Below are 12,458 nucleotides of genomic sequence, written 5' to 3'. Positions count from 1 at the left end.
ATGGACACAAGTGTAAAGCTATTGTCTTTTTTTGTTAATCGGTTGTTCGTCTTTTTTTCGCTGAACGATTAAAATCTCTTGCCATAGTTGGTCTTCATCAAGGGCTTCAAGTGGGATACTTAAAGCTTCATCAAAAGGACAGCGTGACTCCTTATTCACCTTTACTGCTCTCTCTTTCTAGCTGAATATAGTGAAAAATACGTTCCTCTAAACGCTGTTTTAATCGAGATGGTGTTCCACCAGTATAGGACATTCTTCCTTTATACCAAAAGAGCCAATTAATGTAGCTTCTTGTCACCTCAACAGGTCGCTCACTGACTTGAACGCCTTCTTTTTTTAAATACCGCTTTATTGCATACAAATCTTTACTTATTAGGTTCATTATGCGTCGTAGCCAACTGTAGTATGGAGATCGTTGAAAGAGGTTCTCATTTTCTTCTAGACGGCATAATTCTTTATGAAGGATTTTTTTCACCATTTTTGTGAATAAAAGAGTTCTTACAGTGAGCACAATTGGATCTTCTGTTTCCTTGGCAATCTCTAGATCGAATAGGTCTTTTTCACATGATTGTTTTTTCATAACGATTCCTCCATTTGCTTGTAGTATATACGAACGTATATTCTACATACTAGAGGATAATGTTTCCATTTTCGTAGAGTGGTGAAAGAACGTTGCATAAACAACGGATCTTTATTGGAAATCATGTAAAGTCAGAAGGATTCTTGTATATTACCTATAAGATTGATACAATGACAGCACTTTATAAGAAGATTAGACAGAAGTATGACAACCCTATCTATAGTTAAAGGAGAGATTCTTATGGATAAAAAGAACATTCACTTTACTGAGATATCAAAATACGAAGTCGATTCAAAACGTAAAGATATACGAACATTATCGAAACAACAGCTGTACATCCAGTCAAAACTAATAGAGACAAAGCGAGTGATTTCTTGCGATGACAAGACGTTGCGTATAAGTGGATCACACTAATATATACATAAAAAAAAACCACTCATCTCTAGAAGAATCGTGGTCATCGTTTCAAGCACCTTCTATTTGCTATTCGTATACCTCTGTAAAAATCCAATTTTTAAATAAATAAAATTGATCCTCACCCATCTTCCCTGGATAAGTCATAACATTTAACGGTATTGGCTGACGTCCCTCCGCTAAAGCTGGTTGAATGTATCCATAGGAACTGAAGTGAAACCCATTCCGCTCATAAAAAGCCACCCGCCTCTGCTTCAATTCATCGTCTGGGGGCTCTACTTCAATGAAGACTCGCTTCTGAACCATTCCAAGCAATTCCTGTAGCAACGTTCCGCCTAAGCCACCATTCCGATAACTCTCTCTCACTGCAAAATGCTCCAAAAAAACAAATTCGTCTGTTTCCCAAATCGCAAAAAAAGCAGCAATGGTTTGCTTCTGCTCAAAGATATATACGCGATAGTTTTCCTGATTTAATAGCGCTAGCTGAGCTTCATACGGTCTAAACTCATCCACAGGGAAGCTTTCTAGAAACAGCTGATACAGTTCATCAAATTGCTCATTTTCAAGTAATCTTAACATGATTTCCATGTACCTCGACCAACACAAGTATTTCGCACGCGTGAGCGAACGATTCTCTCTTATAGTATTAAAAAAAGCAGACTGTCGCAAATTAACCACGCCCAATCACCCGAAGAGTGCTGATGAAAGCCACTCTTCTCAGGCTTGAGACAAAGGAACAGCGTCCCTCTTCTTCTATTATAAGTGATTAAGCATCTTTTGTAATGATATTTAAGCAAAATAAAAAAACACTTAATATCACTTAAATTATTATTCACACCAACAGTCTCTATTTTGTGGATAAAATTGAGGTTTTCCACATAAAAATGTGGATGTATGCGGTTAAATGTGGATAGGATTATTTTTTGTGGACAATGTTATCCACAAAACCCTAAGTGAATGTGTGTAGTTTTCATTTACAAACCACTATCCTACTCTTGTTCCGTTCGCAACAGTGACTTCAGGTTGAACGAGGATCACATCCTCATCATTCGGAACCGCTCCTAGAACAAGGATTTCTGATGTAAAACCTGCAATGTTCATTGCTGGAAAATTAACGACTGCTAATACTTGCTTCCCAATTAGATCCGCTGCCTTGTATCGCTTCGTTAGTTGTGCAGAGGATGCTTTTATTCCTAAATCCCCTAAGTCTACTTTCAATTTAATAGCGGGCTTTCTTGCTTCTGCAAAAAACTCAGCTTGAACAATGGTACCCACACGAATATCTAGCTCTTTAAATGTATCAATTGTCGCCATTATGATCCTCCTTCAACTAACTAAATGTCATTTTATCACAACAACAGAGATGACAATGGTGTATCAACCGTTAAACAACGATGACAATGATGACAAAAATTTCGTATGTACGCCAAAAAACCTTTCATCTTTGTAACAAATATGGTGATATTCACTCACATCATTTCCATAAATTACATCATTTAGAAAAGTTATTAAAAAGATTAAGAAGGAGGTATGTTTATCTTCCTATCTTTACTCATTATGAGAAGATTTTCTTTTCATTTTCCCAATATAAAAAGGCTTATATGACAGCTTTTTTAGTTCATTCTTCTTAATTATCACCTCATTTTATTCAATATACAACTTATTTTTTATTCATGTTTCCCAATAAAAAGGAGTTCAATTGCATGCTATCGTAATGGACAACCCATTTTGAACAGGAGGCGTTACCGAATGAAGAAAAGATCAAACGTTTTAATCGCAGGAACAGCGATCGCAACCATTGCTTTAATAGGAACACCATCCATTTCAGAAGCTGCAGAGGAAAAAAAATCTTATTTAATTGGCTTTGATGAACCTCAAGAAGTTGAGCAATTTACAACAAATTTGGAAGAAGAGATTCGTACACAAGCAGATGATGCTATTGATGTAACGTACGAGTTTAAAGATATTCCTGTTCTTGCCGTAGATATGACGGAAGAAGAAATGACTGAACTCAAAAATGAAGAGAGTATTTCCTATATTGAAGAAGATCAAGAAGTGACAACGATGGCGCAAAGCATTCCATGGGGAATTGAAAGAATTGGCACGCCAGCAGCACACGCATCAGGATTTACAGGTAGCGGTGTAAGTGTCGCGGTCCTTGATACAGGGATTGATCCACATTCTGACTTAAATGTACAAGGGGGGGTTAGTTTTGTACCAGGCGAAAGTGGAGCAGATGATGGAAATGGACACGGTACTCATGTAGCAGGAACGATTGCAGCGTTAGATAATGATGAAGGCGTTTTAGGCGTTGCTCCAGAGGTTGATCTCTTTGCAGTAAAAGTTTTAAGTGCATCTGGATCAGGATCAATTAGTTCGATTGCGCAAGGTTTAGAGTGGACAGCTGAAAACAACATTGATGTGGCTAATTTAAGTTTAGGCAGTCCCTCTCCTAGTCAGACGCTAGAACAAGCGGTTAATGACGCCACAGATAGTGGTGTGCTTGTAGTAGCAGCAGCAGGCAATTCTGGAACAAGCTCATTAGGTTATCCAGCTCGTTATGATAATGCAATGGCTGTTGGCGCTACCGACCAATCCGATAGCCTGGCTAGCTTCTCACAGTATGGCGAGGGTCTTGACTTAGTCGCTCCTGGTGTTGGTGTAGAAAGCACGTACCCAGGTGGAGGTTATGACAGCTTAAGCGGCACATCTATGGCTGCTCCACATGTTGCAGGTGCAGCAGCACTCGTTAAACAAAAAAATCCAGGCTGGACAAACGAACAAATACGAAGCCATTTAAACGATACAGCCAATGATCTTGGCGATTCGTTCCGCTTCGGTAGTGGCTTATTGAATGCCGAAAATGCCGTTCAATAGAAGCTTGTATGCGCGTAGGAATACCTATTCCTACGCGTTTTTTTGTTTAAAAGAAGCTTACGTGGAAAAACTAAGAGCACTATGTTGTAGAGGTGAATTCATGTATAACCATTTTGCTCTTTTTCATTCCATTAAGGAGTTAGAAACCGAATTTGAAGTATCCTTTCCTTCCATTAGCAAACACTCAATTTATTCCCCTTCCCAAACGGTCTTGACCATTTCGGACAATAAAGAACTCAAGGCATCCCTTATGGGTTGGGGCCTTATCCCCTATTGGGCAAGACACGAAGGTGTGGGCAACAAGATGGCTTATGCACGGGCTGAAACCATTGAAACAAAAAGGAGTTTTAAATTTCTACTCCAAAAAAATCGTTGCATTATTCCCGCTAGTTGCTTTTATAAATGGCGACAAACCAAGAATGGTACAAAGCACCCTTACAAGATTGAACTTCTTCATCAAGAAATCATGGCTTTTGCTGGACTATGGGATACGTGGAAAAACCTAGAAACCAATCAAACAATTTACTCTTGCACCATTATTACTTCAAGTACAAGTGGTTTGACACTCAATCGCGCGCCAGTATTATTAACAGAAGGGAACCGACAAGCATGGCTTGATTCTAGCATTACCAACCAGCAACAGCTAATGAGCCTCCTAAAACCAATAGAGAAAAACTCATTCATTTTACAGAAAATCAATCATCATAACAGCAACGAGACCGATTTATTTTCGACGATCTAACTAAACAGTTTTTTTGAGAAGAAGCTTATTTTTTGCTTCAACCTAACTTGTATCTTTCTTCCATTTCCTCCGATTAAAATGGTCTCGGCACCACATGCGTTTTTTTACCTACTTCATAACCAACTGCGCAACACTAGTTGACTCAAATAGTCACCATATCCGTTCTTTATCGAATTAAACATCTAAGTACCTGACTATTTTCCTTGTTTACTTCTCTGATTGTCGGGGAATCTTAGCATTAAAGGTTGTATTAGAGGAGTGAGAGAACAATGAGTGAAAAAATATTTATCAGTCCTAGTAAGTATGTTCAAGGTCGTCATACATTAGATAAAGCAGGAGAATATATTTCTCAACTTGGAAAAAAAGCAATGGTCATTGCTGATAAAAACGTATGGGACATTGCAGGGAATCGAGTTGCAGGAAGCCTCAAAGAGCATGATCTAGACGTAATGGAAATTACGTTCGAGGGTGAAGCCTCTGCCAAAGAAATTGAACGAATTAGCAAAGAAGCAAGTAGCAATAACATTGATATTATTGTTGGAGTCGGTGGTGGAAAAACCCTTGATACAGCAAAAGGTGTTCGAGATTCGTTAGAAGGCGCTGCCTGTGCAGTGATTCCAACAACGGCTTCTACTGACGCGCCAACAAGTGCTTTATCTGTTATTTATTCAGATGAAGGTGTTTTCGAGCGTTATCGTTTCTATAACAAAAATCCAGATCTTGTATTGCTCGACACGGCGATCATTGCAGCTGCACCACCCCATTTTCTTGCTGCAGGTATTGCAGATGCCCTAGCTACTTGGGTAGAAGCACGAGCTAGCTTAGAAGCACGAGGTACAACGATGGCAGGCGGACAAGCAACGATTGCTGGTAAAGCGATTGCTGAAAAGTGCGAGCAAACCTTATTTGAATATGGTTTACTCGCTTATGAATCAAATAAACGTCAAGTTGTTTCGTATGCCCTTGAGCAAATTGTGGAAGCTAATACGTTGCTAAGTGGACTTGGCTTTGAAAGTGCCGGCCTAGCCCTTGCCCACGCCGTTCACAATGGCTTTACTGTCTTAGATGGGGACATTCATAAAAAGAGCCATGGGGAAAAGGTTGCTTTTGGTATTTTAACCCAGCTCGCTTATGAAGCACGTGACAAAGAAGAAGTGAATCGTTATATCTCCCTTCTTCAACAACTAGAATTGCCTACGACATTTAAAGACCTTCACATTGAAGACATTGATCGCGAGGATTTAAAGAAAGTTGCTGAAACCGCTCTTCAAGAAGGGGAAAGCAGCCACAACATGCCAAGTGTTCCTAGCGTGGATGATGTTGTTGATGCCATGATCGCTGCCGATCAGTATTCCATTGCATATCGTGAAAGCCATAAATAACTCAACGCGCTACGTCAGTTGCCTCATGCTAGGCTACTGATTGTAGCGTTTTTCTATGCTCTACTTTCATAAAAAAACACCCCTTCGTTAAGAGGGGGTGTACATCCTTTTTATTGACGTATTAACTCAAGCTCTACGGGAATAAAATCGTCAATCTCTTCCTCATTTAATACAGAGTACGCCGCTTGTACAGCTTCTTCACCAATTAGAATAGGTTGCTGAGCAATAGTACCTGCAAGTCCACCGGTTTCAACAGAGGCAACTGCATCATCTGTTGCATCAAATCCAACAACAACAATATCATCTCGACCAGCTGCTGAAATCGCTTCTAATGCGCCTAAAGCCATTTCATCATTATGAGCAAATACACCGACAATATCCGGGTTGCTTTGAAGAATATTTTCCATTACCGTCAACCCCTCTGCCCGATCAAAGTTGGCTGGTTGGCTTGTTACGACATCAAGTGATTCTTCTGCAATGTTATGGAAACCTTCTCCTCGTTCTCGAGCAGCAGAGGCACCTGGAATTCCTTCTAATTCAGCAACTTGTGCTCCTTCTCCTACAAGCTCGAGTAAATAGTCACCAGCCATTTCCCCACCAGCTATGTTATCAGAAGCAATGTGGGTCACAACTTCTCCACCTTCAGCAGCTCGGTCAACGGTGATCACTGGAATCCCAGCATTATTTGCTGATTGAATAGCCGCTGCTACTGCGGAGGAATCAGTTGGGTTAATGAGAATTAAATCGACACCACGCTGAATGAGATCTTCTACATCATTCACTTGTTTTGAACTATCGTCTTGTGCATCAACTGTTTCAATTTGAATTCCTAATTCATCTGCTTTCTCAATTGCTCCGTCCTCTAGTGTAACAAAGAACGGATTGTTTAAAGTTGAAATAGATAGGCCGACAGTGAATTCGCCACTCTCTTCTCCGTTTCCAGAACCATTGCTGTTATTTGCATCATCTGACCCCGGTGAATCCATTGAACATGCTCCAAGAAATGCTGCTAAACCCATTGTTGCCACTGTTAGACTTATTTTTCTCATCCCAATCTCTCCCTTAGTTTAATTAAGCTGTTTTTCTGCGGTCTAGTAAGACTGCAAGTAAAATGACACTTCCTTTTACAACTTGCTGGAAAAACGAACTGACACCAAGTAAATTCAGCCCATTATTTAATACGCCAATAATGAGCGCACCAATCAGTGTACCAACAATCCAACCTCTTCCTCCGGTCAAGCTCGTACCACCTAAGACAACAGCGGCAATAGCATCAAGTTCATACATCGTACCTGCTGTAGGCTGTGCAGAATTTAACCGGGATGTTAGTATCACCCCTGCAACCGCTGCCAAAAAACCGGTTAACGAGTACACATATATTTTTATTCGATCAACTTTTATTCCTGATAAAATGGAAGCCTCTTCATTTCCACCTACCGCATAGACTCTGCGACCGAACGTTGTTTTCTTAAGAATAAGATACAGGATAACGAAACTAATGAGCATGGTAATGGCAGGCATCGGAATGCCAAAAAAGTAGCCACCACCGATCATTTGAAACAGAGTTGAATCTCCAAGACCAGACACGGGACGTCCATCTGTAAACATGAGTGTAGCGCCACGATAAATGGTCATTGTGGCAAGTGTCGCAATAAAAGGAGCCACTTTTCCCTTAGCAATAATAATCCCGTTAATGGCACCAAGAACTGCACCTACTAGTAACCCTACCAGAATGGCTAGAACCGGGTCGACACCTGAAGCGAGCATAGTTGCCGTTACCGCTCCTGAAAAAGCAAGAATTGCACCTACAGATAAATCAATTCCACCTGTTAAAATAACAAAAGTCATACCAAACGCAATCAAAGCATTTATGGAAACTTGGCGTAAAACGTTTAAGAGATTCGCTGTAGATAGAAAACTCGGATTCAAAATACTAATAACGAGAATGATTAAAAACAAACCAATAAACGGTCCTAATGTTGCCGCGAGGGCTTTTGCTTTTTTATTGTCGAACATGTTTCTCTCCTCCAGTGGCTTCATGCATAATGGCTTCTTCTGATAATTGGTCTCGGTTTAAAATGGTTAGCATCTTTCCTTCAAACATCACGCCAACACGACTACTTAAGCCAATCACTTCTGGCAATTCAGAAGACACCATAATGATTGCGACACCTTGTTTTGCTAACTCATTCATAATGGTGTAAATTTCTTTTTTTGCCCCAACATCAACACCTCGAGTTGGTTCGTCTAAAATAAGCACTTTCGGTTTAATCCCTAGCCACTTAGCGATTACCACTTTCTGCTGATTGCCTCCGCTTAGTGATTTCGCCTGCTGATGAGGTCCTGATGTACGTACACCAAGCTTCGTAACCAATGACTCGTAAAGTTGTTGTTCCTTCGTTCGTTGCATAATACCCGACGTTGAAACCGCATTCAAATTTGTCAAACTAATGTTATCACGTATAGAAAAATCAACGATTAGCCCTTTTGATTTGCGGTCTTCAGACACGAAACCAATTCCTTTCTCAATCGCATCAATAGGCTTTCTAAATGAAACGGGGCTACCATCTAATTCCATTGATCCGCTGTCTATCCCTCGATAGCCAAAAAGACTCTCAACAACCTCTGAACGACCAGCACCCATTAAACCTGCTATGCCAAAAATTTCTCCAGCTCGCACTTCAAATGTAATGTTCTCAAATTCGCCTTCACGAGAGATCTCCTTTACTGCTAGCTTCACTTCTCCAGGCTGTAAATCATAGTCAGGAAAACGTCCACCGAGCTCTCGTCCCACCATTAAACGAACAATCTCATCAAAATCGGTTTCTTTGATCACTTTTGTTGCAACATAGTTTCCATCTCTTAAAACCGTAATACGCTGACAGAGGGAAAAGATTTCTTCCATTCGGTGCGAAATATAAACAAACGTTACACCTTTTTTCTGTAAGCCTCGAACGACCTCAAACAACGTATCAATTTCTCGATCTGTTAACGCTGCTGTTGGTTCATCCATAATAATGACATCTGCTTCCGTCATGAGCGCTTTTGCAATCTCGATAATTTGTTGCTTGCCGACTGACAGATTGCCTGCACGCTCCGTCGCCTTTACATGTAACCCTAAATCAGCCAATTGTTGCTCCGCTAGACGATTCATCTCTTTCGTTTTTAGCCAGCCTGTTTTCCAGACCGTTTGTTCATTACCTAAAAATAAATTTTCCGCCACCGTTAATTCAGGCAAAATATTTAATTCTTGGTGAATAACTGTAATGCCATCATCTTCAGCGTCCTTAGGATGAGTATAGAAAACGTCTTTTCCTTTTACCGTGATGTCCCCGCTGTCCCTTGGGTAAATGCCCGTTAAAATTTTCATCAACGTAGATTTCCCAGCACCGTTTTCACCCATTAGTGCATGAATCTCACCTTTTTCGAGCGTGAAAGAAACATCGTTTAACACTTGATTTCCACTAAATGCTTTGCTGATCCTGTTCATTTCAACAATCAAAGGCTTGTCCCCCTTAGAATAAGACGCCCGCGCGCAAGATAACGTTAGCAAAAGGCGTTACTTCACCCGTTCGAATGACAGCTTTCGCTTTTGCTGTTTCAATTTTTAAGTCTTGATGGGGTAAGTAATAAGTAGGAATACCCTTGCTTTCAATGGCTGTATAGATATGATTTTGATCTTTCACTTCCTCAGCTGCTATCATAGCCTCTACTTCCATATCTTCAAGTACTTCCTCTAACACGTCAGTAAAAGAAGGAAATCCTTTTCGTAACGATAAATCAATGCACTCTACTCCAGAAGGAATTGGCAACCCACAATCAGCAATAACAATGTGATCGGTGTGACCGAGGGTCGCAAGAATACGCGCTATATCTCGGTTTAAAATACCTGTCTTTTTCATTCTAAATCCCTCCAGTGTTGTTTAAGAATGCCTTTACTTGTTCTTCTTTTGGCATGCCTGTTTGGGCACCAAAAGCTTGAACTGACAAGGCAGCCGCAGCATTCGCAAACGTGATCGCCTCTTCTAGAGATTCCTTACGAGCAAGGGCAACGGCCAATGCCCCGTTAAATGTATCTCCAGCACCTGTCGTATCCACTACAGATGCTGTGTGACCTGCTATTCGCTTTCGTTCACCATCCTCAGACCATTGCACACCATTTGCGCCTTGTGTGACTATAAGTTTTTCTTCCAACTCCTCATAAAAAGTAGTGAAAAGTTCATTGTATTCACTCTCATTTGGTGTTAGATAAGTCGCTCGCCTATATGTTTCTACTGAGAGTGTTTGAGCAGGTGCTGGATTAAGAATAACTGGCACCCCTTCCTCACTACAGATTGTCACGGCATAGTCGACAGCTTGAAGTGGAATTTCTAGCTGAATGACTACCACATCACTTTGTACAATGAGTTCCCGAAATGATTCAATATAAGCGGAATCAACGCACCGATTGGCTCCGGGTGTGACAATAATTCGATTGTCACCTTCAGAAAGTAAGATGGTCGCTACACCGGAGCTTTCACCTGTAACCGGTTCCACACTGTCTATACAGATTCCTTCTTGTTCAAGACCATTTAACAGAAGCTGACCAAAGGGATCGTCACCTACTCGACCGATCATCGCTACATCTGCACCTAAACGTGCCGCTGCAACGGCTTGATTGGCTCCTTTCCCACCAAATGCTGTTTGAAATGCATCTCCTAAGATGGTTTCTCCTTGGTTTGGCACTTTAGAAGTAGTCGTGACCATATCCATATTGATACTTCCAATGACGGTTACCTTTGGCTTACGCATATTGAATTCCTCACTTTGTTGTTCCACGTATGTGCATAATTGGCGGAAACACATACTGAAATGTTTTTATTGGCCTGTTTTCAATTTGATCGATTAATAACGAGATGGCCTTTTCACCTATTTGATAAATTGGCTGTTTTACTGTAGTTAACGACGGGCTCAACATTTCACCAAAGGAGATGCCATCGAACCCAATGATTTGCAAGTCATCTGGCACCATTCGCTTCATTGTATGAGCCGCCTTCATCGCCCCTGCAGCAGCCACATCACTCGCTGCAAAAATTCCATCAACCTCTGGATGCTGCTCTAGTAATACTCGAACCATCTCTTCTGCTCTATAACTATTAAAGCCTGTTTCAAGAACGGTATGTCGCTTTCCAAACTGCTCAACCGTCTCTTTAAACCCTTGGTATCGTTCATCAGCAGTCACTAAACCAGTCTGGCCCCGAAGATGCGCAATATGCATACAACCTTTTTGAATTAAATATTCTGTTGCAAGCTTTGCACCTTGTTTGTTTTCCACGGTTACAGTTGGTACATGTTCACTAATGAAACGGTCTAACGCAACGATGGGTACATTTAATGCTTTGTAGTGCTCGTAGCCCCCAACACCCGTTGCAACGATGATACCATCTACATACTTCTGTTCTAATGTATTTAAGTAATGTGCTTCTTTTTTTACTTGATTATCTGTATTGCATAGTACGACAGTGTAACCAGCCTTTAATGCAACATCTTCAATTCCACGGGCGATCTCAGGAAAGAATGGATTGGCGATATCAGGAATCAATAAACCAATCATTCTTGATTTCTTATCGTAAAGAGAGCGAGCAACTGCACTTGGCCGATAATTAAGATCTGTTATCGCCTTCTGTACTGCTGTTTCAGCTTCCTTACTCACATAACCTTTATTGTTTAATACACGCGATACTGTAGCTACAGAAACGTTCGCATATTTTGCTACATCTTTAATCGTTGTCATGTTTTACCCCTTAATGTGTAACCGGTTACAGATAGTATATTCCTAGACTAAATGATTTGTCAATTTCTAAATTATGTAATGGTTATGTGATTTTTCACTAAAAAAAGCGTTCTCTTCTTTCTCGAAGAAAAACGCCGCTATTCATAGCCACTCCATTATCCTTTGCTTCACTTCAATTGGAAGCGGCTGCATCAGGGCACGTTGAAGCCTGTCCACTTTCTCCACTCCTTCAGTGCGAAAATGAGCTTCTACCATCAACACCTTCTGTTCACGATTTGGCATCAACAAATAAAAAACGTACCAGTCTTCAAGCTGCATATAAGGAGTATGTCCTTTTTCTAATGTGACTGCCGACGAGTCAAACGAGAAACGATACACTCCTTGTTCATGTTCAATTGCAAAACCACCCATGATATCAATTGAAACACCTGCTATTGTGAAGCGTTTGAAGACTTCCGTTTGGAATGGTTTTTTATAACTGGCTTTTTTTTCATCACCTAATTGAGTTATCACCTCTTGAACGCTTTTTTCATCTGCCAAATCAATAAAAAGATCAATATCATTTGTTTCTTTAACGATAGAGTGATGAAATAGAAGTGTAGAGCCACCAATTCCAAATGAGACGCCTTTTGAATGGAATGCGTTCACTAGTTTGACAAGCACGTCTCTTTGATGCTGATTCATCTAGTA

Annotated in this window: 16 protein-coding genes; 5 read left to right on the top strand and 11 right to left on the bottom strand. The window is 40.6% G+C overall.

What is annotated here, in order from left to right; genetic code table 11:
• Positions 1–18 precede the first annotated feature (18 nt).
• Positions 19–159 carry a hypothetical protein gene (locus PQ477_RS10370; protein WP_158331922.1) on the bottom strand — a complete coding sequence of 47 codons (141 nt, stop codon included), beginning with the start codon at positions 157–159 and terminating at the stop codon, positions 19–21.
• Complete coding sequence (locus tag PQ477_RS10365) at positions 152–580, bottom strand: YhjD family protein (RefSeq protein ID WP_035392834.1); 429 nt, start codon at positions 578–580, stop codon at positions 152–154. Before PQ477_RS10365 ends, PQ477_RS10370 begins: the two co-directional genes overlap by 8 nt.
• Before the next feature lie 92 nt (positions 581–672).
• Between PQ477_RS10365 and PQ477_RS10360 the strand changes: the two genes are divergently transcribed.
• Both PQ477_RS10360 and PQ477_RS10355 read left to right on the top strand, forming a co-directional pair.
• A complete protein-coding gene (locus PQ477_RS10360; RefSeq protein ID WP_274273525.1) occupies positions 673–807 on the top strand; it encodes a hypothetical protein in 135 nt (44 codons plus the stop codon).
• A 13-nt stretch (positions 808–820) separates the two neighbouring features.
• Positions 821–994 carry a hypothetical protein gene (locus tag PQ477_RS10355; RefSeq protein WP_158331923.1) on the top strand — a complete coding sequence of 58 codons (174 nt, stop codon included), beginning with the start codon at positions 821–823 and terminating at the stop codon, positions 992–994.
• 69 nt (positions 995–1,063) lie between these two features.
• On the opposite strand, the gene PQ477_RS10350 is transcribed toward PQ477_RS10355, so the two are convergent.
• Both PQ477_RS10350 and PQ477_RS10345 read right to left on the bottom strand, forming a co-directional pair.
• Positions 1,064–1,582, bottom strand: a complete 519-nt coding sequence (locus tag PQ477_RS10350) for a GNAT family N-acetyltransferase (RefSeq protein ID WP_144557792.1) — start codon at positions 1,580–1,582, stop codon at positions 1,064–1,066.
• A gap of 396 nt (positions 1,583–1,978) precedes the next feature.
• On the bottom strand, positions 1,979–2,308 hold the full coding sequence (locus PQ477_RS10345; RefSeq protein ID WP_060704165.1) for a tRNA-binding protein: 330 nt from the start codon (positions 2,306–2,308) through the stop codon (positions 1,979–1,981).
• 435 nt (positions 2,309–2,743) lie between these two features.
• Between PQ477_RS10345 and PQ477_RS10340 the strand changes: the two genes are divergently transcribed.
• From PQ477_RS10340 to PQ477_RS10330, 3 genes are all read left to right on the top strand, one after another.
• On the top strand, positions 2,744–3,871 hold the full coding sequence (locus PQ477_RS10340; RefSeq protein WP_035392836.1) for a S8 family peptidase: 1,128 nt from the start codon (positions 2,744–2,746) through the stop codon (positions 3,869–3,871).
• A gap of 100 nt (positions 3,872–3,971) precedes the next feature.
• Positions 3,972–4,613, top strand: a complete 642-nt coding sequence (locus tag PQ477_RS10335; RefSeq protein ID WP_274273524.1) for an SOS response-associated peptidase — start codon at positions 3,972–3,974, stop codon at positions 4,611–4,613.
• 269 nt (positions 4,614–4,882) lie between these two features.
• On the top strand, positions 4,883–5,995 hold the full coding sequence (locus PQ477_RS10330; RefSeq protein ID WP_144557788.1) for a glycerol dehydrogenase: 1,113 nt from the start codon (positions 4,883–4,885) through the stop codon (positions 5,993–5,995).
• A gap of 110 nt (positions 5,996–6,105) precedes the next feature.
• On the opposite strand, the gene rbsB is transcribed toward PQ477_RS10330, so the two are convergent.
• From rbsB to PQ477_RS10295, 7 genes are all read right to left on the bottom strand, one after another.
• A complete protein-coding gene (rbsB, locus tag PQ477_RS10325) occupies positions 6,106–7,044 on the bottom strand; it encodes a ribose ABC transporter substrate-binding protein RbsB (RefSeq protein WP_274273523.1) in 939 nt (312 codons plus the stop codon).
• A 22-nt stretch (positions 7,045–7,066) separates the two neighbouring features.
• Positions 7,067–8,011 carry an ABC transporter permease subunit gene (locus PQ477_RS10320; RefSeq protein ID WP_035392840.1) on the bottom strand — a complete coding sequence of 315 codons (945 nt, stop codon included), beginning with the start codon at positions 8,009–8,011 and terminating at the stop codon, positions 7,067–7,069.
• Positions 7,998–9,497, bottom strand: a complete 1,500-nt coding sequence (locus PQ477_RS10315) for a sugar ABC transporter ATP-binding protein (RefSeq protein ID WP_144557786.1) — start codon at positions 9,495–9,497, stop codon at positions 7,998–8,000. The genes PQ477_RS10320 and PQ477_RS10315 overlap by 14 nt, the downstream gene beginning before the upstream one ends.
• Positions 9,498–9,510: 13 nt before the next feature.
• Positions 9,511–9,897 (bottom strand): D-ribose pyranase, encoded by a 387-nt coding sequence (rbsD, locus tag PQ477_RS10310; protein ID WP_035392841.1) that lies wholly within the window; start codon positions 9,895–9,897, stop codon positions 9,511–9,513.
• Between the two features lies 1 nt (position 9,898).
• Positions 9,899–10,786, bottom strand: coding sequence for a ribokinase (gene rbsK / locus PQ477_RS10305; RefSeq protein ID WP_144557784.1), 888 nt, complete (start codon positions 10,784–10,786; stop codon positions 9,899–9,901).
• Positions 10,787–10,796: 10 nt separating this feature from the next.
• Positions 10,797–11,768, bottom strand: coding sequence for a LacI family DNA-binding transcriptional regulator (locus PQ477_RS10300; RefSeq protein WP_144557782.1), 972 nt, complete (start codon positions 11,766–11,768; stop codon positions 10,797–10,799).
• 141 nt (positions 11,769–11,909) lie between these two features.
• Positions 11,910–12,452, bottom strand: a complete 543-nt coding sequence (locus tag PQ477_RS10295; protein WP_274273522.1) for a hypothetical protein — start codon at positions 12,450–12,452, stop codon at positions 11,910–11,912.
• Positions 12,453–12,458: the final 6 nt, after the last annotated feature.

It is taken from the genome of Shouchella hunanensis (genome assembly GCF_028735875.1).
In the GTDB taxonomy this organism is placed as follows: Bacteria; Bacillota; Bacilli; order Bacillales; family Bacillaceae_D; genus Shouchella; species Shouchella hunanensis.
The sequence above is the reverse complement of the archived record's forward strand: the minus strand, read 5'-3'. Positions and strand labels throughout refer to the sequence as shown.